General features: G+C 52.6%; 21 protein-coding genes. 19 read left to right on the top strand and 2 right to left on the bottom strand.

What is annotated here, in order from left to right; translation table 11 throughout:
* The 14 genes from PAT3040_RS12195 to PAT3040_RS12260 all read left to right on the top strand — a co-directional run.
* A partial coding sequence (locus tag PAT3040_RS12195; protein WP_305778777.1) for a DEAD/DEAH box helicase occupies nt 1-2,220 on the top strand: 2,220 nt, incomplete at its 5' end.
* Nucleotides 2,217-3,521, top strand: coding sequence for a ribonuclease H-like domain-containing protein (locus PAT3040_RS12200; RefSeq protein ID WP_108992869.1), 1,305 nt, complete (start codon nt 2,217-2,219; stop codon nt 3,519-3,521). The genes PAT3040_RS12195 and PAT3040_RS12200, both read left to right, overlap by 4 nt.
* A complete protein-coding gene (nucF, locus tag PAT3040_RS12205) occupies nt 3,518-4,360 on the top strand; it encodes a 5' nucleotidase NucF (protein ID WP_108992870.1) in 843 nt (280 codons plus the stop codon). The genes PAT3040_RS12200 and nucF overlap by 4 nt, the downstream gene beginning before the upstream one ends.
* 7 nt (nt 4,361-4,367) lie before the next feature.
* Nucleotides 4,368-5,174, top strand: a complete 807-nt coding sequence (locus PAT3040_RS12210) for an Fpg/Nei family DNA glycosylase (RefSeq protein ID WP_181376583.1) — start codon at nt 4,368-4,370, stop codon at nt 5,172-5,174.
* Between the two features lie 28 nt (nt 5,175-5,202).
* Nucleotides 5,203-5,544, top strand: a complete 342-nt coding sequence (locus tag PAT3040_RS12215) for a cyclic-phosphate processing receiver domain-containing protein (RefSeq protein WP_108992872.1) — start codon at nt 5,203-5,205, stop codon at nt 5,542-5,544.
* A gap of 31 nt (nt 5,545-5,575) precedes the next feature.
* A complete protein-coding gene (locus tag PAT3040_RS12220; protein WP_181376584.1) occupies nt 5,576-6,592 on the top strand; it encodes an SAM-dependent methyltransferase in 1,017 nt (338 codons plus the stop codon).
* Between the two features lie 424 nt (nt 6,593-7,016).
* Nucleotides 7,017-8,648 (top strand): serine/threonine-protein kinase, encoded by a 1,632-nt coding sequence (locus tag PAT3040_RS12225; RefSeq protein WP_181376585.1) that lies wholly within the window; start codon nt 7,017-7,019, stop codon nt 8,646-8,648.
* Nucleotides 8,649-8,751: 103 nt separating this feature from the next.
* Nucleotides 8,752-9,450, top strand: coding sequence for a response regulator transcription factor (locus PAT3040_RS12230; protein WP_087569280.1), 699 nt, complete (start codon nt 8,752-8,754; stop codon nt 9,448-9,450).
* On the top strand, nt 9,447-10,805 hold the full coding sequence (locus tag PAT3040_RS12235; RefSeq protein WP_087569279.1) for a HAMP domain-containing sensor histidine kinase: 1,359 nt from the start codon (nt 9,447-9,449) through the stop codon (nt 10,803-10,805). Before PAT3040_RS12230 ends, PAT3040_RS12235 begins: the two co-directional genes overlap by 4 nt.
* Before the next feature lie 36 nt (nt 10,806-10,841).
* The gene (locus PAT3040_RS12240; protein WP_108992874.1) at nt 10,842-11,708 is read left to right on the top strand and encodes a carbon-nitrogen hydrolase family protein; all 867 of its coding nucleotides are present in this window, start codon (nt 10,842-10,844) and stop codon (nt 11,706-11,708) included.
* Entirely contained in the window at nt 11,705-12,367 is a 663-nt protein-coding gene (locus tag PAT3040_RS12245) for a GNAT family N-acetyltransferase (protein WP_108992875.1), read from the top strand. The genes PAT3040_RS12240 and PAT3040_RS12245 overlap by 4 nt, the downstream gene beginning before the upstream one ends.
* A gap of 42 nt (nt 12,368-12,409) precedes the next feature.
* Nucleotides 12,410-13,081 carry a GNAT family acetyltransferase gene (locus PAT3040_RS12250; protein WP_108992924.1) on the top strand — a complete coding sequence of 224 codons (672 nt, stop codon included), beginning with the start codon at nt 12,410-12,412 and terminating at the stop codon, nt 13,079-13,081.
* 38 nt (nt 13,082-13,119) lie between these two features.
* Nucleotides 13,120-13,863 carry an MBL fold metallo-hydrolase gene (locus PAT3040_RS12255; protein ID WP_307719164.1) on the top strand — a complete coding sequence of 248 codons (744 nt, stop codon included), beginning with the start codon at nt 13,120-13,122 and terminating at the stop codon, nt 13,861-13,863.
* Between the two features lie 461 nt (nt 13,864-14,324).
* Nucleotides 14,325-16,289: an endonuclease MutS2 gene (locus PAT3040_RS12260; protein WP_108992877.1), complete on the top strand. Its 1,965-nt coding sequence runs from the start codon at nt 14,325-14,327 to the stop codon at nt 16,287-16,289.
* Here the strand turns inward: PAT3040_RS12260 and PAT3040_RS12265 are convergent.
* Nucleotides 16,286-16,930 carry a thiamine diphosphokinase gene (locus PAT3040_RS12265; protein WP_108992878.1) on the bottom strand — a complete coding sequence of 215 codons (645 nt, stop codon included), beginning with the start codon at nt 16,928-16,930 and terminating at the stop codon, nt 16,286-16,288. The two genes, PAT3040_RS12260 and PAT3040_RS12265, sit on opposite strands and share 4 nt — an antisense overlap.
* 172 nt (nt 16,931-17,102) lie before the next feature.
* On the opposite strand from PAT3040_RS12265, the gene PAT3040_RS12270 reads away from it, so the two are divergent.
* The gene (locus tag PAT3040_RS12270) at nt 17,103-17,777 is read left to right on the top strand and encodes a trimeric intracellular cation channel family protein (protein WP_108992925.1); all 675 of its coding nucleotides are present in this window, start codon (nt 17,103-17,105) and stop codon (nt 17,775-17,777) included.
* Nucleotides 17,774-18,274 carry a low molecular weight protein-tyrosine-phosphatase gene (locus tag PAT3040_RS12275; protein WP_108992879.1) on the top strand — a complete coding sequence of 167 codons (501 nt, stop codon included), beginning with the start codon at nt 17,774-17,776 and terminating at the stop codon, nt 18,272-18,274. The genes PAT3040_RS12270 and PAT3040_RS12275 overlap by 4 nt, the downstream gene beginning before the upstream one ends.
* Nucleotides 18,275-18,399: 125 nt before the next feature.
* Here PAT3040_RS12275 and PAT3040_RS12280 read toward each other — a convergent pair whose 3' ends face one another.
* Entirely contained in the window at nt 18,400-19,140 is a 741-nt protein-coding gene (locus PAT3040_RS12280) for an alpha/beta hydrolase (protein ID WP_108992880.1), read from the bottom strand.
* 283 nt (nt 19,141-19,423) lie between these two features.
* On the opposite strand from PAT3040_RS12280, the gene pdhA reads away from it, so the two are divergent.
* The 3 genes from pdhA (at nt 19,424) to PAT3040_RS12295 (ending at nt 23,031) form a co-directional block, all read left to right on the top strand.
* Complete coding sequence (gene pdhA / locus PAT3040_RS12285; protein WP_087569271.1) at nt 19,424-20,491, top strand: pyruvate dehydrogenase (acetyl-transferring) E1 component subunit alpha; 1,068 nt, start codon at nt 19,424-19,426, stop codon at nt 20,489-20,491.
* Between the two features lie 20 nt (nt 20,492-20,511).
* The gene (locus PAT3040_RS12290) at nt 20,512-21,489 is read left to right on the top strand and encodes an alpha-ketoacid dehydrogenase subunit beta (protein ID WP_087569270.1); all 978 of its coding nucleotides are present in this window, start codon (nt 20,512-20,514) and stop codon (nt 21,487-21,489) included.
* A 246-nt stretch (nt 21,490-21,735) separates the two neighbouring features.
* Nucleotides 21,736-23,031 (top strand): dihydrolipoamide acetyltransferase family protein, encoded by a 1,296-nt coding sequence (locus tag PAT3040_RS12295; RefSeq protein ID WP_108992881.1) that lies wholly within the window; start codon nt 21,736-21,738, stop codon nt 23,029-23,031.

Below are 23,031 nucleotides of genomic sequence, written 5' to 3' on the forward strand. Positions count from 1 at the left end.
CTTATGGCGAATGTCACGCATTGGCGTACCATCCCGTCCAGACCGGCCGTGTCCGTCCCCTTGCCGGAGGATTTGCATCCCATCTGGAAAGAGGGGCTTCGGCTTCGCGGAGTGACGGAGCTGTATGCGCATCAGGCCGATGCATTCCGGGCGGCGAGGCGGGGCGATCATGTCGTCGCCGTGACTCCGACGGCTTCGGGCAAGACGTTATGCTATAACTTGCCCGTCATGCAAAGCTTGCTGGAGAACGACGAAGGGAGAGCGTTGTATCTCTTTCCGACCAAGGCACTTGCGCAGGATCAGGTGGCGGAGCTGCAGGCGGTCGCCGACCTCATGGGCGTCGATATCAAGACGCATACCTACGATGGCGATACGCCGCCCACCGTTCGTACGGCGATTCGCAACGCGGGACATATCGTCGTGACGAATCCCGATATGCTGCATTCGGCCATTCTTCCGCATCATACGAAGTGGGTCAAGCTGTTCGAGAATATCAAATACATCGTGATTGACGAGGTCCATGCCTATCGCGGCGTATTCGGAAGCCATGTGGCAAACGTGATCCGGAGACTTAAACGAATATGTCGCTTTTACGGCTCCCAACCTCAATTTATTTGCGCCTCGGCTACGATCGACAACCCGCGCGAACACGCGGAGAGGCTGATTGGCGAGCGGGTGACGCTGATCGACAACAACGGCGCGCCGATGGGCGAAAAACATATCATTTTCTATAATCCGCCTGTTGTGAACCGACAGCTCGGCATACGGAGAAGCAGCGTGCTGGAGACTCGCAGACTCGCGGCCTTGCTTCTGAAGCAGGGCGTGCAGACCATTGTATTCGCCCGCAGCCGCGTGCGCGTGGAACTGCTGCTGACTTATTTGCAGGAGCTGGTCAAGGACAAGCTTGGCGACAAGAGCATACGGGGATACAGAGGCGGCTATCTGCCAAAGCTGCGGCGAGAGATCGAACGCGGGCTTCGCAGCGGCGAGATACGAGGCGTTGTCAGTACGAACGCGCTGGAGCTTGGCATCGATATCGGTCAGTTGCAGGCTTGCGTGCTTAACGGGTACCCCGGTACGATCGCAAGCACGTGGCAGCAATCAGGCAGAGCAGGCAGACGGCAGGAGAGCTCCGTAACGTTTATGGTGGCGAGCAGCAATCCGCTGGATCAATACATGATTCAGAACCCGGACTTCTTTTTCAATCGTCCTCCCGAGCGGGCGCTGATCCATCCCGATAATCTGCTGATCTTGATCGATCATGTAAAATGTGCGGCCTACGAGCTGCCGTTCAAGCGAGGGGATTCGTTCGGAGGCGAGAAGCTGGAGGATATGATGGAGTTTTTAGTCGAAGAGAGAGTGCTCCATTACGCCAATGACCGCTGGTTCTGGATGGAACAGTCTTTCCCTGCGCATAACATCTCGTTGAGGTCCGCTGCGCAGGAGAACTTCGTTATCATCGATATGACGACAAGCGACCACAGGGTCCTTGGCGAGGTTGATCGGTTTAGCGCACCGACCTTGATCCACGAAGAGGCTATCTATATTCATGAAGGCGTGCAATTCCAGGTGGAGAAGCTGGACTACCCGGAGAAGAAGGCTTATGTGCGCGAGGTCGATGTCGAGTATTATACGGATGCCAACCTGGCGGTCGAACTGAAGGTGCTGCATGTAGACAAGGAGACCACGTCGGGGGAGCTCCTTAGGCAATATGGCGAAGTAACCGTAAATGCGAAGGCGACCATTTTTAAAAAAATACGACTGGGCACTCACGAGAACATCGGCTCAGGGCCGATTCACCTGCCCGAAGAGGAGCTGCATACGAGCAGCTACTGGTTTTCCTTCAGCGACGAGGCTGCGGCTACGCGTTCCAAAAACGAAATGCAGTTCGCGCTGCTGGGCATTGCGAACGTGCTCGTTCATATCGCTCCGCTATATCTCATGTGCGATCCCTTCGACATTCGGGTCGTGCCTCAAGTAAAAGCCATTCATTCGCAAAAACCGACGATCTACTTCTATGATCGTTATCCCGGAGGCATCGGGCTTAGCGAAAGGTTGTACGACGTACACGACGAGCTGATTAAGCGGGCAAGGACGCTCATTACTTCTTGCAGCTGTATGAGCGGATGTCCGGCTTGCGTCGGGCCGATCGAAGAGGTCGGGCTGCTTGGCAAAGAACAGGCGCTGGCGCTGCTGAAGGAAGCAGGTGCAGGCGCATGAGCATGCGGGAACGTATGAACAGGCTTCGAGCCAGCGCTGCAAGCGAAGCTCGCACGGCGACCGAAACGGTTGTGTCTTCGTCAGAATCAGAATGCGAGCCGCAGGAGGAGCTGCATCCGGGATGGGCATCCTTCGGTGTTACGCTCCGAAGAGGCGCGAAGGGCGATTATTTGGTGCGTCGAACGGAATTTAGTCTTGACTACCAACACGGCACTCATCAATTAGGAGAATTAATTGAAGCGGCAACGGGATTGTCCGAGTTCCATGCTGCCCAGCAGCCAGTAGAGCCCAAATCTATTTTGTATCTGGATCTGGAGACGACCGGATTGGGCGTTGGGACGGGCAATGTGCCTTTTATGACCGGCTTTGCCTTTGTGCAAGGGAACAAGTTTATCGTAGAGCAGTCGCTGATTCGCCATCCTGCCGAGGAATATGCCATGCTGTACGATTTGGAGCAGCGCTTAAGCAATTATCGTTATTTGGCCACATATAATGGCAAGACATTCGATTGGCCGCTTGTGCAGAATCGGATGATCATGAACGCGATGGGGAGAGAACTCAAGCAGCCGCTTCATCTGGATTTTTTGCATCCTTCGCGATCCATCTGGCGCAACACTCTGGCATCCTGCAAGCTCAGCCATATCGAAGAAGAGAGATTGGGCATTTTTCGAACGGAGGATGTTCCCGGCTCTCTTGCTCCTCAGCTATATTTTCAGTTTCTGGCGGATGGAGACCCCGCTCCTTTGGAGGGCGTGTTTCTTCATAACGAGCTTGACCTTCTGGCGCTTGCTTGCTTGTCGATCCGTTTTGGACATCTGCTGCGGGAGGATATATTCCGGCGCATTCCGTATCCGGAAGAAACAGAGGAATTGGTGAGAACGGGATTATGGCTGGAGCATATGGGAAAGTCGGAGCTGGCAGAGGAATTATTTGGGCAGGCGTTGCTGCATGAGGAACCTTCTCCATCCGCGCTAAACAAGCTTGCGGCGAGAGATAAGAAGGCTGGTAATTGGCAACGTGCTGTGGTATTGTGGCAGAAGGTTGTTCATGCATCCGGCAGCTCTTTGTCTGCATCCGGGCATGATGCCTGTATTGAATTATCCATGTATTTTGAGCATAGGAGCAAGGAACTGCATCAGTCGCTCCATTATTGCGCCGAGGCGCTTGTGCGAATGCAGAGCGTATCGGGCGGCCGCCGCTTGAGCGATAAGGAGACGATAGCGCTGCAGGACGTTCGCAAACGAATTCAAAGAATACAGTCTAAAATTCATAAACTAGAATTGGGAGCATTAACCAAATGAAACAATATCAGCATGGGGCCTTGAAGGGATTGTTGATCGACCTTGATGGCACGATGTATCAGGGCTCGCGTCCTGTAGACGGCGCGGACCGGTTGATTCGCCACTTGCAGCGAGAGGGCATTGCTTATCGTTTCGTCACGAACAATTCTTCGGCTACTCCAGTTGAAGTAGCAAGCCGGCTCAGCGCAATGGGAATTCCCGCGCGTCCCGAGGATGTATGCACTTCCGCACAGGCTGCAGCCGTCTATATCGCCAAGCTTGCACCTCACTCCTCCGTATTTGTCATAGGACAGAAAGGGCTGCGCGAAACTTTGACGGAAGCGGGACTTCGGTTATCGGACGAACATCCAGATTTCGTTGTACAAGGGATAGACAGAGAGTTCACTTATGACCGTGTCGCACAAGCGGTTCAGCATATTCGGAGCGGGGTTCCCTTTATTCTTACGAATCCCGACCGTCTCGTACCATCTACTCACGGGTTATTGCCGGGAGCAGGCTCCATAGGAGCCATGATCCAGGCGGCCAGCGGTCAGGAACCGATCATTATCGGCAAGCCTTCCTCCATTCTTATGAATTATGCGCTAGACAGCATTGGGCTGACTCACCGCGAGACATGGGTCGTAGGGGATAATCTGGCTACGGATATCGCTGCAGGCATAGCTTCTGGCTGCGGTACCGCGCTTGTCCTTACGGGTCTCACGACGAGGGAGAATTACGACGACTACAAGAATCACGCGGGCTGCACGCCGGACATCATCTATGACACGCTGGATGAGCTTACTGCCGACCTGCCGTCATTGCAGAAGCTTTCATTATCGGACACTAGCTGGGAGGTTTAAAGGCAAGATGCAAGAGCTTCCGGAATTAGAACTATACAGAGCATTATTGGCGGAGAGATTCTCCGGAGCCGCAATCACGGCATTGGAATTTCATGAGGATCTTATTAACGAGGTTGCAATGGAACTGCAACAAGATGTCGTTGGCAAAAGCGTCTGGTTCGTGGAGAGACGGGCTGAGCTGATCGTATTCCATCTGGATAACGGCAAACGTTTGATTTTCCGTCTCTCTGACGAAGCTTCTATCTATGTGGGTTCATCGAATGAAACGCTGGAGAGGGAAGCGTCCATCTATATTCGATTCGATGAACGTTTTTTGGCCTTGCACGGGGTAACGGCGGCAGACATCGAATTGATGTCGGTCAAGGAACTGGAATCCATCATGAAGAACAGGGGGATCGATCCCCTTGACAAGCGACTGTCACTGGCGAAGTTCATGGAGCGTTACGCTAAAAAAAGAAGCTCGATCAAAACCGCTCTTGTTGATCAAAGTTTGCTTGCCGGCATCGGTCCCGTCTATTCGGATGAAATTTTGTTCGAGGCCGGGCTGCGACCCGACAGAAAGACGGCGGAATTAAGCCATGAAGAATGGGAATCTCTGTACTCCGCATTAAATCATATCGTCCGCGATTCCATCTCGCATGGAGGCGTGAGGGAGTTGCCTCTATTCGCCGGGGACGGAATCTCGGGTCTGTATCGCGAGAGGCTGGCCGTACACGAACTGGAAGGCCAAACCTGCAAGCGATGCGGAGGGACGATCAAAAAATCTTCCGTGGCCGGCCGCAAGTGTTACAGCTGTCCGGATTGCCAGAAGTAATTATCGATACCGCGAGGAGGGGAGCCTCATGATCCATGTCTACTTGGACGATTACCGCCGATGCCCGGATGGATTCGTATTGGCGCGTAATGCGGAAGAATGCAAGCAATTGATCCAGTACGAAGAGATAGACGTTCTGTCGCTCGACTTTGATCTTGGGTGGGGGCAGCCTACCGGGGACGAAGTCGTGCGGCATATCGTCAGCACGGGGCGCTTTCCGAGCCGGATCTACTTGCATACATCCAGCGTATCGGGAAGAAACAGCATGTATCATACGCTCTCTGCTTCTTTGCCGGATCGTACGCAACTGTTCGGAGGGCCAATGCCTCATGATCTGCTGGACGAGATCGCAAGAAATCATCGGGGTTAATTAGATTATGAATGAAAGAGGCTAATACATAGTGAGCGAATGGATCGGAACCGCCAATCAACAATATGCGTCGTACGCGATGGAAGAACTGCGGCGCCTTCTGCCTGGAGCCAGCTTTACGCAGCTTGCGCCTGGCGAAGTATTCCGTATGGTTTGTCCTATGGGCAAGGAAGAAGCGCTCGGACTGATCGGGGCAAATCCGCCGATTTTTTTGCGACATTTGCAGCCGATTGACAGGGAACTGGTCGTCAAGGGAGATGCAAGCGATCTGGACGGTTTAGCCGATCTGATCCGCAATGACAGGTCGATATTCGGCAATCGTCGTACTGCCGTGCATATCAGGCGGAATTCCGGCTCGATCTTTCATTACACGCCTGCGGATTCGAAATCCGTCTTGGATGCTGTACTTGCGGAGATAGGCAGCGAGCCTGCCGTTCAACAGCCGGATGTAATTATCTCCGTTTATGGCGCCGATAACGTTTTATACATTGGCTTCGGCACGCCTCGGGAGATGCTGTCGGATTGGCCTGGCGGAGCCGTACGCTTCCAACGCGAAGAAGGACAGATCTCGCGCGCGAAGTTCAAACTGTTGGAGGCGGAGCGGGCATTCGGCATTCGGTATGAGGAATTCGGCCATGCGCTTGATATCGGAGCCGCACCGGGCGGCTGGACCTCGCTGCTGCTAGAGCGCGGACTTCGGGTCACTGCTGTGGATCCGGCGGATATGCATGCGTCGCTTAAAGGGCATCCGGCTTTGCTTCATCTCAAGCAAAATGCATCCGATATCAAGCTCGCGGCGGCTTCCTTCGACCTGCTCGTCTGTGATATGAGTTGGAGTCCTATGTTGATGTCCCGTCTCGTGCTGGACCTCAATGATGCCCTGAAGCGGGACGCAAAGGCCATCATTACGATCAAGCTGATGCACAAGAAACCGCTGCAGACGATCAGGGAGGTAAAGGAACGATTAGAGACAGGTTTTGTAGTACTTGGAGCCAAACAACTGTTTCATAACCGCGAGGAAATCACCTTGTTCCTGAAGAAGAAGTAGCCTTTAAATGCGGGTTCAAAAAGTCCGGTTTTCAGCACAATAGCGTATGCTTCCGATGCTGCGTTTTTTTCAAAAACGCTGTAGAAGATTGGATGAAGGTAGAAACTGAGGAGCGGAGCGTAGTGGCAGCTACGTGAGCACCTGCAATGTTTCCGGAGGAAACATACTTCGAAAGCATCCGCTTAGTTTCGCCTGAATTCAATATTCGATGTCGAGTGGGCTTCTTAGGCATACTTCGTGATCAAAAGCGGACTTTTTGAACATCCTCTTAAGGCTTGAGAACATGCTTCATTATGATATAATGTAGCCAATATGGCATTATCGGGGAAGCATCCCGGCAGCATCTGAGTTTTTTCAGATGCTGCCGGGATGTTTTTTTGTCAAATTATTGGGAATATATATGGCCGGAAGGGATGGGAACGGAATGGCAGAGGAGACGGAAACTGGTGAGATGCCTCAGATTGGCGATGTATTTGCTGGAAGATACCTCATTGAGAAAGTTGCGGGACAAGGTGGTATGGGGATTGTTTATGCTGCCCGAGACACGAAGCTGGCAGGACGAAGGGTCGCCCTTAAGGTAACGAGATCCAAGGGCGGCAACTCGTCCGAATCGTCCGAAGCAGCAACGTTGATGAGATTGGATCATCCGAACCTTCCGCGTATAACGGACTATTACCCTCTGGATAAACCTCATCGCGTAGAGGCGCTCGTCATGGAATACATCGAAGGCAGTACCTTGGCCGAGTGGCTGGTAGAAACGCGCAAACCGATGACGAATCTCGATGTGCTCCGGATCGGTTTGCAGCTATGTTCTGCATTGTTATATCTGCATGAGCAGCAGAGACCGATCATTCATCGGGATTTGAAGCCCTCCAATATCATGATCGACAGTTCGGGGACGGTCAAGCTCATTGACTTCGGGATATCGAGAATATACAAGGAAGGAAAGCAAGGCGATACGATGGTGCTCGGAACATCAGGTTACGCCGCGCCTGAAATGCTGCGAGGATTGCAGAGCGACGCCCGAAGCGATATTTACAGCCTGGGAGCCGTGATGCTGAGTTTGCTGACAGGAACACCTACTTCTGATGAAAGAGGCGTTCGTTATGGGGACAACGGGAGAGGGAAGCTCAGGCTGCCGGCAGCTGTTCGCGGCTCCTTTGCAGAATTGTTGGAACGATTGCTGCATTGGAATCCGGAATCGCGTTTTCAATCGATGCGCGAAGTTGAAACGTCGATGAGAACTTTGCTTGGAGAGGACAAAGTTCAGAGAGAGCAAACACGATTTGCACGAATCGAGAACGAAGCAACAAATGAAAGTCCTGTGCGAGTTGTTTTATTAAGTTTATCGGGAGGTGCTGGAGCAACCCTGTTAACCATTACGCTGGCCGTTCTGCTTGCTAGACGTGGAAGGACGGTGACGGCTGCCGAATATGCCGGATTGCCTCCGGTGTGGTGCGAGTTGCTGCCAGCTGCGATAAGGGGGGAGTCAGAGCTTTACTGGAAGAAGGGGGGAGGAGCGAAGGGGCTTAATAACAGAGGACGGGGCAAGTCCAAGAGCGCGGCTGCGCCTGTAAGGTGGCTGCTGGCCGATCATGAATTATTTGCAAACGACGAAGAGGATGACAAATGGTCGCGTTTCGAGCTAGAGCTTCGCCTGAACAGAGGCGAATTTGAAATTGTGGATTTATCCGGCGATTGGGAAGCTCCGGAATCCGTCCCGCTCATTCGCAAAGCCGATCACATAATCGTTATTGCCGATCCCGATGTATACAAGTGGCAGCCGGCACGGCTGGAGAGGCTGAAACGGCTCCGCGGGGAGTCGCTTCAGCAAGGTCGCGTCTTCCATTATGTTGCAAACAAACATACAAACTTTGGATATGACAGATATTGGCTGTCGATGCTGCCTGACGCTCCTTCTGCAATCGTCCCGCTGCTGCCGCAAGAAAAATTATGGAGCTTGATTTGGAGCGGGAAGTGGCTCACCGATCACAAGCAGCTCGATCAAATGCTGTCAATCGCTTTGCAGCCATTAATCGATAAGTTGATGGAGTGAGACGTTCCCAGGACCCCGGCGAATATGATGCGGCTTGCAATCCTCTGGCGCCTTCAATTATGATGAATATATTATTTTTGCTAGAGGGAAGGTGCTTCACGTTATGAATGAACGCGTCTTGGTCGTAGAAGATGAAGCAGGAATCGCTCGAATCTTGCAATTGGAATTGGAGCATGAGGGATATACCGTAGGCGTTGCTCCGGATGGACGGTCGGGCTATGAGATGGCTTCCACGGGCGAGTGGCAGCTGATTCTGCTGGATGTCATGCTGCCGGAGATGAGCGGCATCGAGGTGTTGCGCTTGATCCGTCAGGCGGGCAACCCTGTTCCCATTATATTATTGACAGCTCGGGATACGGTCCCTGACAAGGTAAGCGGCTTCGAGCACGGCGCCAATGATTATATAACGAAGCCGTTCGCAATGGAGGAGCTGCTGGCGCGTGTCCGCAACATTCTCCGTATCTTCCAGCAGTACCCTAAAGAAGCGGAAGGCTCCGATATTATCAAGCTGGGCGATCTGTCCATCGAGCTGCGCTCCCGCAAGGTGTACCGCAAGGATATTCTCATTGAACTGACGCCTCGGGAATTCGAATTGCTTGTTTACCTGGTTGAGAATCGCAACGAGGAGAAGTCTCGCGAGGATATTTTGTCGGAAGTATGGGGCTACGACTTTATCGGGGAGACGAATCTGGTCGACGTGTATATCCGTTATCTGCGGCAAAAGCTGGACAAGGGGTATCGGCATAAGCTGATTCATACCGTGCGAGGAGTCGGCTATATGATTAAGGAGCCGGATGCATGACGCTTCGCAAACGGTTTACGCTCTTTACGATTTTCTGGTTAATTCTTATCCTCATCTTTTTTAATATTTTCGTCTATTTTTACGTAATCAAAATTACGACGGAGAGCGAAGAAGAGGTCATTACGACCAAGATGAATCTGATGCTGGAGAACCCTCGCATTCAGAGCGGGCGCGGACTCTCCTCTCCGGATCTGCTCAAGGAATATCATAACGCGAACGAGATGATCAGGATCATCGGTCCGAATAACAGGGTGCTGAATATTACGGGTACTAACGCCAGTTTGCTGGAGCTGCCCGCAACGTTCGAACCTTATCATCATACCGGCATGCTGACCAAGAGCGGGGAACGTATTATCTACATGCGTGTCCCGCTATATTCTGATGGTCAGGTTATCGCGATGTTGGAGATCAATCGGATTTTGGATGAGCTCGACAATTATCTGCAAGTGCTTGTTGGAGCGTTAAGCGTCACGAGCGCCGGAGCGATCCTGTTTGCGATATTCGGAACCTATTGGTTCACTTCAAGGTTAACCGCACCCATCCAGCAAATGGTCAATACGATGCGGGAAATCGATCGCAGCGGCAAGCTGCGACAGATCGATGTCACGGGCCGCGAAGACTCCGCGGAGCTGCAACAGCTCGTGCGGGCATTCAATCAGATGATCGAACGGCTGGACCGGACCTTCGAGCGGCAGAAGCAATTCGTCGCCGACGCTTCGCATGAGCTCAAGACGCCGCTAACGGTCATCAGCAGCTACGCGGGTCTGCTCAAGCGTTGGGGCCGCGATGACGAAAGCGTGCGGGACGAAGCGATCGATGCGATCGCGAAGGAAGCGACGAGGCTGCAGAATTTGACCAAGTCGATGCTGATGCTGGCAGAAGCGGAGCAAGAGGATTGGCTCACGCTGGAGATGTTCGACGTGGTGCAGGTCGTAGACGAGCTGTCCACGATGCTGCAAACGACGTTCCAGCGGCAGATTCGGGTCAAGACGTTCTCCCGAGTCATTCGAATGTCTGGCGACAAAGATAAAATTCGTCAGCTGCTCGTTACCCTATTGGACAACGCGATCAAATACTCCAAGGAGCCGATCGACATCTCTGTTTCCCAATCCAAAAACATCGTCAAAATTGAAGTGAAAGATAAAGGCATGGGCATTCCGGAAAATGAAATCCCGCATCTCTTTGAGCGATTCTACCGTGTGGACAGCGCAAGAAGCCGCACGACGGGAGGCGTAGGATTAGGATTGTCCATCGCGAAACGGATCGTCGATATGCACGAAGGCAAGATCGACGTATTTAGCCTGCCGAATCTCGGGACGACGATCACCCTGCAATTCAAGCAGCGGAAATCTTAATAGAGGTTGAACACGAACTAATACCGGAGGTGCATCATGAAATTTCGTACGGCTGCCGTGCAATATCGGCTGACGGATATAACCGACTTCGAGCAATTCCGTGCTCAAGTAACTCATTACGTACGCAACGCGTCGGAGTACGGCGTTCAGTTCTTGTTATTCCCGGAGTTTATGACAACTCAATTGCTGTCGATCGGAGATGAGCATGGCCAGGCACTTCCGATCGATCTCCTGCCAACCTTTACGGATGCTTATGTGGAGTTGTTCCGGTCGCTTGCTGCCGAATACGGCATGTATATCATAGGCGGAACGCATGTAGTCGCTACCCAGGGCGGCAAACGCCGTAATCGAGCTTTCCTGTTCCATCCGGACGGGAAGATCGATACCCAGGACAAAATCCACCTCACGCCAACTGAAGTGACGGAGTGGGAAATGTCCAAGGGGGAAGGCGTCGAGGTGTTCCAGACGGAATTCGGTACGATCGCGATGTTAACCTGTTACGATATCGAGTTTCCGGAAATTGTTCGAATGGCTAGAGCCAAGGGCGCGGATGTCATCTTCTGTCCTTCCTGCACGGATGACAGGCATGGGTTCTACCGTGTAAGATACTGCTGTCATGCGAGAACGATCGAAAATCAGGTCTACGTCGTGACGACAGGAACGGTCGGCTCGCTCCGAACCGTAGACTTTATGCGCGCCAACTTCGGACAGGCCGCCATAATTGCTCCGAACGATATTCCGTTCCCGCCAGGCGGCATTATCGCGGAAGGAATCGTGAACGATGATATGCTCGTCGTTGGCGATCTGGATCTAACCTTGCTGGAGCAGGTTAGGAAGGATGGATCGGTCATGACCTGGAGAGACCGTAGAGTCGATCTGTATACGGACTGGAGCCCGCGATGAGGAAGGAGCTGTATGTTCGGTCGGAGGGCCGGCTCGTCAAAGCTGTCATTCGTAATTACGGCAGAGACGACTTCGCTGGTCTGATCGATGTTCAGAAGGCTTGTTTCCCGCCGCCTTTCCCGGAAGAGCTGCTATGGAACGAGGAGCAGCTTGCCTGCCATGTAAAGACATTTCCCGAGGGCGCAATATGCGCCGAGATCGATGGCGTTATTGTAGGCTCCATGACCGGGCTCATCGTCGATATGGCGGATTACGGCCATGATCACAGCTGGTCGGCGGTAACCGATGACGGTTATATCCGGAATCATAACCCGCGAGGCCAAACGTTGTACGTGGTAGATATCGGAGTCGTTCCTGCTTACCGTCAATCGGGTCTGGGCAAGTGGATGATGCAGACCTTATACGAGACGGTCGTCCATCTTGGACTGGACAGACTGCTTGGAGGAGGCCGCATGCCGGGGTACGGAGAACGAGCCGGCACGGAGACTCCCGAACAATACGTAGCCAAAGTGTTGTCCGGCGAGTGGAACGATCCCGTCATTTCGTTCCTGCTGCGCTGCGGCCGCATGCCGGTGGGCATCGCGGACGGCTATCTGGAGGATGAGCAGTCGCTCAACTATGCCGTTCTGATGGAATGGCGTAATCCATTCAAAAGTTAACCTACTTCATTACATATATGACACGCAGGAGGAATATCCATGTTGACTTATCATCGTATCCAATCTATTCAAGATCCGCATTTCCGCTCCCTCCATGAGCTGCTTGGCACGATATTCCCGCCTGAGGAAGTGTTGGCTTATGATCTTTGGGCTGAGCCGCTGCAAGATCCCGGCATCCATGTTTATGTTGCGCTCAAGGAGGAAGCTGTGGTCGGCGCGACCGAATATCGCTATTATCCGGACATGCGCGTAGCGATGACGGATTTCACCATCATTGGCAAGCCTGCACTCGGAATCGGCCGATTCCTGCTGACGAACAGGGAGAAGGATTTGAAGCGGCTTGCGGAGCAATCAGGTACGGAGCCTATCGGCATGTTTGCGGAGGTATACGATCCCTATCGGGCGGTCTCGCATGAATTCGGCGGCGTATCTCCAATGAATCCCATTGTGCGTCGTGAGGTATTGTCGCATATCGGATACCGGCGTCTGGACCTGACTTACGTTCATCCTTCCTGGGAGCATACGGGTGAAGCGGTGTCCGAGTTGGATCTCTGTTTTCTACCCCGCAGCGAGGAGCTTGATGCCATTCCTGCCGCGCTCGTCGTAGAGTTCCTGACGACTTATTATTCCGCGCTGCCGAATAAGCCTCAAGCATGGCTGGACATGATCCAGCAGCTGAGATCCCGGGAAGAAGTACGTCTGCTCGCTCTATGAGTACATTGATATTTCGGGGGACGGGAGATTCTCAGGGAGTGCCTCGCATCTATTGCGAATGCGAGGTGTGCATGGAAGCGAGAGGGACAGGCGAAAACCTGCGCTTGCGGCCATCCTTGCAATGGCAGGATGCCGATGCAGGAACAACCTGGATCGATTGCGGCCCGGACTTCGGTCGGCAAATGGAAGCGGCCCATCTGCGGGATATAGACCGTATGCTTATTACGCATGCCCATTACGATCATATTGGCGGTCTACCCGAGTGGTATGATGTTTGCCGCTGGACGGGGAAGACAGGAGCGGCTCACGCCCCGACCGAGGTTATTGAGGAAATCCTTCAGAGATTCCCGTGGATCGCCAGCCGAATCGAGTTCAAGCCGTTCGACGCTCCGATGATGATTGGGGCTTGGAAGGCTAGCAGCTGGAGGGTCAATCATGGAAAGAACGGATACGCTTATGCTTTTTCGTTCCAACACGCTCATACGGGGTATCGCTGGATCTATTGCCCGGATGCGATTGAACTGACAGAGGAACAGCAGAAGCCGATGGCAAGGGCGGATCTGATTATTCTGGGAACAAGCTTCTTCCGAGAGCCATATCCGATGGAGACGCGATCCGTTTATGATGTCGAGGAGGCGATCGGACTGGCGCGGAAGTGGAAGCCTGGAAGGACCATTCTGACACATATGTCTCACGACATCGATGTAGCCAGAGGGGATGAACTTCCGGCAGGAATGGCTTTTGCGCATACAGGCATGCAAATCGAGGTAACCCGTTCCTGACTGAAAAGGGCTGCGAAGTTTAACGGAACCATTAACGCTTGACGAAGGCGACTTCATTTTGTATGATGGGGATAGTTTTTGGTATTCGGAAGGGGAAATTTTAATGACTGCCGGTGTTCTTAACTCTTAAAAAAGGATCATATTGGAATTATGAAGTTCTCCCGCTATAGGTCTGTTCGCAGAACGGACTACGCAGGGTGTATTTTGTAATTCGAATCCTAGAGTTGAGAACATGTGGATTTCCGTCTGTTTACCTACGGGCTGACAGTCTGATCACCGTGCTCTTTGCAGCACGGTTTTTTTGCGTCTATTTTCCGTTACCCTTTTCGTCGGCCTCCAGGGAGAACGGAACGTAAGCATGCAGAAGTTTGGACTGCCATGCCCATAACTGGACAGGAACGGAACGCGCCCGCGTTCTGTTCCTGTCTATTTTTTTTTCTCAAAAAAGGAGCTGTTGATAAGTGAACGAACAAACGTTGAGAAAACTGGAATTTCATAAAGTGAAAGAACAAGTGGCGCATTTTACTCTTTCCTCGGCGGGACTCCAATTGGCGGAAGCCATGCGGCCAAGCGGAGACTACACTCGTGTAGCCGCATGGCTCCGCGAGACGGAGGAGGCTGCAAATCTGCTTGCAGGAGGTGCCAGCATCCCTTTGTCAGCCATGGAAGGCATTGATCCTTTCCTTTCTCTTTTAGGCAAGGGCAGAATATATAACGAGCAGGAGCTGGAGCAGCTTGGCGTATGGTTGTCGTCTGTGTACCAAATGAAAAGGTATATGAACGCCAAGCGACAGCAAGCCCCAACGATAGCCGGATATGCGGACTCCATGAACGACTGCCCTGATCTGCGCGAGCAGTTGAACACATGTATTCGATTCGGGATGCTGACAGATGAGGCAAGTCCTGATTTAAGCTATATTCGGCGTCAGACACATATCGTGGAGGATCAAATCGGGAAACGTATGGCTGGAGCGATGGGGAAATACAAGAGCAGTCTGCAAGAAGCCGTCATTAGCAAAAGAAGCGGAAGATTCGTGTTGTCTGTCAAGCGGGAGCTCCGCAAAAATGTACCCGGTACTGTACTGGACGAATCGGCCAGCGGTCAGACTTTGTTTATCGAACCCGTGGAAGTGGCGGAGATGCAGCTGGAGCTCCATCAATGGAAAGCGGCCGAAGAGAGGGAACGAACGATCGTGTTGTCGCGTTTGTCAGACGAAGCTGAAAAATATGCCTCCGAGTTGAAAACGAACGTGCAGGCGATGGCGATCTTCGACTTCATCATTGCGAGAGGCAAGTATGCAAGAAGCTGCTGCGGCGTTCGCGTCGGTTTGTCCGACAAACCGATCGTGTCGCTTGTAGAAGCAAGGCATCCTCTCCTTGGAGAAAGCTGTGTGCCTCTAAGCGTCGAGCTGGGACTGAAGTGGAATCAGCTTATGATCACGGGACCCAATACCGGCGGCAAGACGGTCACGTTAAAGACGATGGGACTGCTGGTCATCATGAACCAATGCGGATTGCTTGTGCCAGCGGCGCCGGAAAGCGTGCTGGGCATGTTTGCGCACGTCGAAGCGGATGTCGGCGATGGGCAAAGTCTGGAGCAGTCGCTCAGCACATTCTCGTCCCATATATCAGTCTTAAAAGATATGCTCCGTTTGGCTGCGGGCAAGTCCCTGCTTTTGCTTGATGAACTTGCAGCCGGAACGGACCCCTCCGAAGGGATCGCGTTGTCGATCGCCGTTCTGGAGCAGTTGAAGCGCCAAGGCGCCAAGCTGGCCGCAACGACCCATTTCAACGAGATCAAGACGTTCGCATCTCGAACCGAAGGCTGTCAGAACGGGAGAATGGCGTTCGATCCCGATACGCTCAGGCCGCTCTATCGTTTGGAGATAGGGGAAGCGGGCGACAGTCATGCTTTCGCGATCGCGAGACGATTTGGAATTCCCGAGACCGTTATGGCCAGGGCGGAGGAATTGCTGAGTTTTAAAGGAGGGAGCGAAACGTATTTGGAAATTCCTGCGGCGATCAGCGGCGATATCAACAGCCAGATTACGGGCAATGATGACGCCAGGCAGGAAAGCCATGAAGCAGCCGGCGAGGCTGATTTACCTGCTGATTCTCCAGGTGGCAAAACGCGAGCTTACGCCAAAGGCGACGTCGTATGGATCTACCCGCTAAAGTGCGCCGGAGTCGTATTTAAGGAGACGGATGAACGCGGCAATTTAATCGTTCAAGTACAGGGGCAGAAGCTGAAGTTCAATCACAAGCGCGTGAAGCCGTATATCGCCAAGGAGAAGCTGTACCCTGGCGAATCGTATGACCTCGATATCGTATTCGAGTCGAAGGAGAACCGCAAGGCCCGCCATCTGATGAACCGCAAGCATGCGGAAGGCGTCGAAATCATCATCAAACCGGACGAACGATCCTAATCCCGGCTTTGGATAACGAGAAGGCGTCCTTGCTTGAGGCGGATCATGCCTCTTTCTTGAAGGAGGACGTTGCTTATTCCCAATGATTGTCCGATTGTAAGCGTGGCGTCGCCAAGCGGATACTGGAACCCCTCCAGCGTAATGCCGGTCACGGCATGCGACAATGGAAGCAGAGACACTTGCGGATGCTCCAGTCGATCCACGTATGCATCTTGCGAGATCAAGCTGATCCGATTCGTCGCATCCGCGATGGAGGCGGCGACGCCATTCTCGTCCGCGAGCGCAAGCAGATGGACGTTCGCCAGAGAGTGATCGAAGCGTGTGCCGAGCGCGCCCAGCAGCACAATATTTGTTGGCTTCATGTCCAGCGCAAGACGGAAGGCCATCTCGGTGTCGGTAAAGTTTTTGTCGATGGGATCGCACTGAATCGTCTTGCGGCTGTTGTCCTTAATCCGTTCCAGCTCTTCAGCCGTCACAGAATCGAAGTCGCCGATCGCGATATCAGGACGATAACCTTGTTCGATCAGGAATAGTGCTCCGCTGTCCGCGCCGATGAGCACTTTGCCCTCTCGCACATAGGGGATTGCCCAGTCTCCTAAAGATCCTCCCGAAGTAATGACGATTGTATAGCTGTCGAGCATGCCATTCAACATCCTTTCCATGCAGGTTAAAGCTGTGTACAGTATAGCGCCCGCAGCGTATATAGGGCAATGCAAATCTGGACGAAAATTGTCGTTGCGGAAGTTGCGGGGCGGCGCTAAAATGGGAAAGGACATAAGGCGATCATTCGCTACATTGATCGGGGCGGTGGGTATGGATATTTTTAATGTCTTCAGCTTGATCGGCACGATTGCGTTCGCGGTCAGCGGAGCGGTAGTCGCGATGGAGGAAGAATACGACATTTTGGGCGTATACGTGCTTGGGCTCGTTACGGCATTCGGCGGGGGTGTTATTCGAAACCTGCTTATCGGCATGCCGGTCACGATGCTGTGGAGTCAGGGCTATCTGTTCAAGGTGGCGCTTATCGCCATGACAATTGCCTTTGTTCTGCCGGTGCGTTGGATCTTACGATGGAGAAGGAGCGAGGCCTTCTTTGATGCCATCGGTTTATCGGCGTTCGCCATCCAAGGCGCCTTATATGCCACCCAAATGGGGCATCCTATAAGCGCAGTGCTTGTGGCAGCCATGTTGACGGGAATTGGCGGGGGAATTATCCGCGACGTGCTTGCGGGACGCAAGCCGCTCGTGCTCAAGGACGAAATCTACGCGGTGTGGGCGATGCTTGGCGGACTATGCATTGGACTTGGATGGGCCAAAACGTCGATTGAACTGCTGGTGTTGTTCGGCATCATCATTATGTTCCGCATGATGTCCGTCTATTACAAGTGGCGGCTGCCTCGCCGATCATTAAGGGGCGCATTCGCTGCGTCTGCGGTTGCGGCGGAACGGAATAATAAAATGAAAAAGAAAGAGTTGGATAAGTCATGAGCGCAACTACCAATGTACTGTTCGTATGTCTCGGCAATATTTGCCGTTCGCCGATGGCGGAGGCCGTTATGCGTCATCTGGTGAAGCAGGAGGGGTTGGAGGAGGCTATCAAGGTCGATTCGGCGGGAACGGGCGACTGGCATCTCGGTCATCCGCCGCATGAAGGCACGCGCAAGCTGCTGGATCATCACGGTATTACGTATGAAGGCATGACTGCAAGACAAGTAAATGGCGGCGATTTTAATGGGTTCGACTATATCGTCTGCATGGACGCCAAAAACTTGAAAGACGCCAAGGCTGTCTTCCAAGCCGCTTCCGACCGCAATGGAGCGGAAGGGGACCCAGCCGTATTTACATTCATGGAATTGCTGCCTGGTCACGGCATCTCGGATGTGCCAGACCCTTATTATTCGGGCAATTTCGAAGAAGTTTATGAGCTGGTGGAAGCGGGATGCAAGGCGTTGCTGGGACGGATCCGGGCGGAGAAGAACCTGTGAGGAAGGAAAATCCATTCTTAAGATCTCAAGAAGGAAGCCGCCTTCATTCTTAATCCCCTAAACAACAAAAAAGACTGCATGTCGGGCTTGTACTGCATGCAGTCTTTTGTTCGCCTGGCGAGGTATTATTCCACCTCGATGAAATAAGCGAGAGCAGCCGGAATCTCTTTCTGCCAAAAGCCCCACTGATGTTTCCCGTCCTTCTCTTCGTAGTAGATGCGGGCGCCTTTGTGCTCCAGCAGAGCTTTGGCATTACGGTTGAGCGCGAGAAAATCGTGTACGCCGCGGTCCGTCGTTTCGTATTCCGTTTCCTGAAGCCCGACGATCATATAGATATCCAGCCATTCCAGATCATAGTTTCGATCGATGACCGCTTGCGAGCTGGCAAAGAAGGCGCCGGACATGGATATGACTCTAGTAAACAGCTGAGGATATTCAAGCGCCAAGTGAAGCGAAACCGTACCGCCTAATGAATCTCCTGCGAGCAGTCGATCCTCCGGCTCTTTGCGAACGGGATACCGTTCCTCTACGAACGGCAGCAGCTCTTCTGCAAAGAACCGAAGATATGCTCCATGACGGCTGCCATCGGCGGCGTATTCGTCGGTGCGGTGTTTCTTGTCGACATCGACGCCGACGATGATGAAAGGTTCCAGACCTTCATCGAGGATGAGCTTTGTTGCGGATGTAGCAACTCTGCCGAAATTAAAAAAATCTTCGCCATCCTGACAATATACGACAGGATAACTTAACAGCTCGTTATATCCCGGGGGAAGGAAAATGCGCAATTGGCGTTCTCCCTCCGCAAGATAGCGGCTGGGTACGGTTTCCTTCAGTATGGTTCTCTTTAAATAACGATCGTCCGTCATGCGAGAAATCTCCTTTATATTTGGAATGGAATACGGCAGATGTGGGCAAACAATAGTAAGGTAAAGTGCAACATACGTCCGAAGGGAAACAGTTGTATTATGCTGTTATAGTGGGAATTGGATTCTGTAGCATATACAATTTCTTAACAGAACAGCCTGAATCAGCGAAAAAACAACGGTTTTTTTGTTTTTTGCTTTGACCATTTTTGTTAAACAGGTTTATAATAATTCTATAACAGAGATACCCGTTTTTCAAATATTTTGATTGAGGTGAGCGTTCAAAATGAGCAAACTGCCATACGAAGTTCAGACGGAACCGGTTACACCAATGTCCGTATTGTCGCTCGATGGAGAAGTGGTAAATCCGGACCTGCTGCCGGAATTAACTGACGAGCAACTGAAAGAAGTTATGTACCGCATGGTATTTACCCGCACATGGGACGAGCGTGCCGTTAACCTCGGCCGTCAAGGACGTCTCGGCTTCTACGCGCCTGTATCCGGCCAGGAAGCTTCCATGATCGGCAGCGAATACGCCCTTAACAAAGACGATTTTATCTGCCCGGGCTACCGCGACATGCCACAGCTTGTGTGGCACGGTCTTCCAATGTACCAGGCATTCCTATACTCGCGCGGCCATCAAGCCGGAGGCCAAATTCCGGAGGACGTACACGTTCTGATGCCGCAAATCATCATCGGCGCGCAAGTCCTGCACGCGACTGGCGTTGCCATGGCATTTAAGAAAAAAGGCGAAAAGCGCGTTGCCATTACGTACACAGGTGACGGCGGATCCTCCGAAGGCGATTTCTACGAAGGTCTTAACTTCGCCGGCGTATACAAGCTGCCTGCGATCTACGTGGTTCAGAACAACGGTTACGCCATCACGACTCCGTATTCGAAGCAAACGGCTGCATTGTCCGTCGCTCACAAAGCGGTTGCCGCCGGCATCAAAGGCGTGCAAGTGGACGGCATGGACGTTCTGGCCGTCATCAAAGCCGTGCGTGACGCAGCGGAGCGCGGCCGCAATGGCGAAGGCGCTACGCTGATCGAACTTCTGACGTATCGTTTCCGTCCGCACTCCATGGCTGACGATACAACGAAGTACCGGACGAAGGACGAGGAAGCAGAATGGTCGTTAAAGGATCCGTTGATCCGATTCGGCAAGTATCTCGAGAAAAAAGGACTGTGGTCCGAGGAAGATACGAACCGTGTTAAAGAAGAAGCGAAAGCGACCGTAAACGAAAACATCAAAAAAGCCGAAGCTGTGGAAAAAATGACAGTTGCCGGCCTGATCGATACGATGTTCGAAACAACGCCTAAGTACCTGGAAGAACAAAAAGCGGATTTCCAATAATAGGGGAGGAGTAAACCAACATGGCACAAATGAATATGCTTGAAGCGATTCGCGATGCGATGCGCGTAGAATTGAAACGGGATGAGAACGTGCTGATCTTTGGCGAGGACGCAGGTAAGGTCGGCGGTGTATTCCGCGTAACGGAAGGTTTGCAGGAAGAATTCGGGGAAGACCGCGTGTTCGATACTCCCCTTGCGGAATCCGCGATTGCGGGTATGGCTGTTGGCATGGGGCTTCAAGGCTTCCGTCCCATCGCCGAGATCCAATTCGTTGGTTTCATCTACGAAGCACTTGATCAAATGTTCATTCAAGCTGCCCGCATGCGTTACCGCTCCGGCGGCCGCTATAACTCGCCGATCGTATTCCGCACACCTTTCGGCGGCGGCGTTAAGGCAGCCGAGCTGCATACGGATTCCCTGGAAGGTCTGGCTGTTCAAACGCCGGGCATCAAGGTTGTTATTCCGTCCAATCCATACGATGCAAAAGGTCTCATGATCTCCGCTATCCGCGATAACGATCCGGTCTTCTTTATGGAGCATCTGAATTTGTACCGCGCGTTTAAAGCTGACGTTCCAGAGGGCGAATACACGATCGAGATCGGCAAAGCGAACGTTGTTCGCGAAGGCAGCGACGTGACGATCATTGCATATGGCATGATGGTGCATACTGCGGTTAAAGCAGCAGACGAGCTTGAGAAACAAGGCATCAAAGCCGAAGTCATCGACCTTCGTTCCCTGGTGCCGCTCGATATCGACACCCTTGTCGCTTCTATCCAAAAGACGAACCGTGCGATCGTCGTGCAAGAAGCTCAGAAAACTTCCGGCGTAGCGGCTGAGGTTATTGCCCAAATTAACGAAAAAGCGATTCTGCATCTGGAGGCTCCGGTGCTTCGCGTAGCCGGTCCTGACACGGTATATCCGTTCGCTCAGATCGAAGACACTTGGCTGCCTACTCCGGCTCGTATTGTCGCCGCTGCTCAGAAAGTCATTAATTTCTAAATTTATTGTTTCATTCCGATTGGAATACGGTTATTAAGAAGTTTTTAAAGATCGAGTTCAAAAAGTTCGGTTATCAGTACCGAGAAGATTGAAGGCAGGTAGAAAATGAGGAGCAGAGCATAGCAGAGCTATGTGAGCACCGGAAGTTTCGCCTGCATTCAATATTCGATGTCGACTATGCTTCTTGGCATACTTCGTAATGGGAATCGGACTTTTTGAACAACCACTTAAAGGAGGTTGTCATTGGTGGCTAAATTCGAATATCGATTCCCCGAGCTAGGCGAAGGCCTGCATGAAGGCGAAATCGTCAAAGTGCTCATCAAGCCGGGCGCTAAAGTAACGGACGATGATATTATTATGGAAGTACAGAATGACAAGGCAATCGTAGAAGTCCCTTGTCCTGTTAATGGCACGGTGCTAGAAGTATTGGTTAAAGACGGTCAGGTATGCCACGTCGGAGAGCTTGTCGCGGTAATCGACGCGGAAGGCGACATTCCGGAGAGCGCGCAGCCAGCACCATCCGAAGAGAAAAAGGAAGAAGCGGCTCCTGCTCCTGAGGCAGCTGCAGCACCATCCGCTCCGGCTCAATCCGAAGCGAAACAGGCAAACTCGCATGTGCTTGCAACGCCAAGCGTGCGCAAGTTCGCTCGCGAAAAGGGCGTAGATTTAGCGCAAGTGTCCGGCACGGGCAAAAACGGCCGCATAACTCGCGAAGACGTAAACGGCTTTGGCGGCGCTCCTGCAGCTTCGACTGAAGCTCCTGCAGCCAGCGCGGCACAAGAAGCTCCAGCTGCAAGCGAAACGAAATCCGCGGCTCCGGCAGCTTCCGGAACGGCATACCGTCCAGAAGAGCGCGTACCATTTAAGGGTATCCGCAAAGCAATCGCAAACGCGATGGTCAAATCGGTATACACGGCTCCGCATGTGACCATTATGGACGAAGTGGACGTTACCGAGCTGGTTGCCCTTCGTGCGAAATACAAGCCATACGCAGAGAAAAAAGGCTCCAAGCTGACTTACTTGCCGTTCATCGTTAAGGCGCTCGTGGCCGCTTGCCGCCAGTTCCCGATCATGAACTCGACGCTGGACGAAGCAAATCAAGAGATCGTCTATCGCAAGTATTACAATATCGGTATCGCAACGGATACGGACAACGGCTTGATCGTTCCGGTTATCGAAGACGCAGATCGCAAAAACCTGTTTATGGTTGCCGATTCCATCCGCGACCTTGCAGCTCGCGGCCGCGACGGCAAACTGACGGCGAATGAACTGAGAGGCAGCACGATCTCGATCTCGAATATCGGTTCCGCTGGCGGCATGTTCTTTACGCCGGTCATCAACTTCCCTGAAGTCGCTATTCTAGGTACCGGCCGGATTTCGGAAAAGCCGGTTGTTCGCAACGGTGAAATCGTCGCCGCTCCGGTTATGGCTCTGTCCCTGAGCTTCGACCATCGTCTCATCGACGGCGCAACGGCTCAGAACTTTATGAACTACATTAAACAGCTTCTGGCGCAGCCTGAACTGTTCATTATGGAGGTTTAA

It is taken from the genome of Paenibacillus agaridevorans (genome assembly GCF_003112455.1).
In the GTDB taxonomy this organism is placed as follows: Bacteria; Bacillota; Bacilli; order Paenibacillales; family Paenibacillaceae; genus Pristimantibacillus; species Pristimantibacillus agaridevorans.

Excerpts from the sequence above, each read along its gene's own strand:
- PAT3040_RS12235 (WP_087569279.1), top strand. The coding sequence starts at position 9,447 with ATGACGCTTCGCAAACGGTTTACGCTCTTTACGATTTTCTGGTTAATT.
- PAT3040_RS12210 (WP_181376583.1), top strand. The coding sequence starts at position 4,368 with ATGCAAGAGCTTCCGGAATTAGAACTATACAGAGCATTATTGGCGGAG.
- PAT3040_RS12265 (WP_108992878.1), bottom strand. The coding sequence starts at position 16,930 with ATGCTCGACAGCTATACAATCGTCATTACTTCGGGAGGATCTTTAGGA.
- PAT3040_RS12240 (WP_108992874.1), top strand. The coding sequence starts at position 10,842 with ATGAAATTTCGTACGGCTGCCGTGCAATATCGGCTGACGGATATAACC.
- nucF (WP_108992870.1), top strand. The coding sequence starts at position 3,518 with ATGAAACAATATCAGCATGGGGCCTTGAAGGGATTGTTGATCGACCTT.
- PAT3040_RS12200 (WP_108992869.1), top strand. The coding sequence starts at position 2,217 with ATGAGCATGCGGGAACGTATGAACAGGCTTCGAGCCAGCGCTGCAAGC.
- PAT3040_RS12225 (WP_181376585.1), top strand. The coding sequence starts at position 7,017 with ATGGCAGAGGAGACGGAAACTGGTGAGATGCCTCAGATTGGCGATGTA.
- PAT3040_RS12270 (WP_108992925.1), top strand. The coding sequence starts at position 17,103 with ATGGATATTTTTAATGTCTTCAGCTTGATCGGCACGATTGCGTTCGCG.
- pdhA (WP_087569271.1), top strand. The coding sequence starts at position 19,424 with ATGAGCAAACTGCCATACGAAGTTCAGACGGAACCGGTTACACCAATG.
- PAT3040_RS12290 (WP_087569270.1), top strand. The coding sequence starts at position 20,512 with ATGGCACAAATGAATATGCTTGAAGCGATTCGCGATGCGATGCGCGTA.
- PAT3040_RS12275 (WP_108992879.1), top strand. The coding sequence starts at position 17,774 with ATGAGCGCAACTACCAATGTACTGTTCGTATGTCTCGGCAATATTTGC.
- PAT3040_RS12245 (WP_108992875.1), top strand. The coding sequence starts at position 11,705 with ATGAGGAAGGAGCTGTATGTTCGGTCGGAGGGCCGGCTCGTCAAAGCT.
- PAT3040_RS12280 (WP_108992880.1), bottom strand. The coding sequence starts at position 19,140 with ATGACGGACGATCGTTATTTAAAGAGAACCATACTGAAGGAAACCGTA.
- PAT3040_RS12230 (WP_087569280.1), top strand. The coding sequence starts at position 8,752 with ATGAATGAACGCGTCTTGGTCGTAGAAGATGAAGCAGGAATCGCTCGA.
- PAT3040_RS12215 (WP_108992872.1), top strand. The coding sequence starts at position 5,203 with ATGATCCATGTCTACTTGGACGATTACCGCCGATGCCCGGATGGATTC.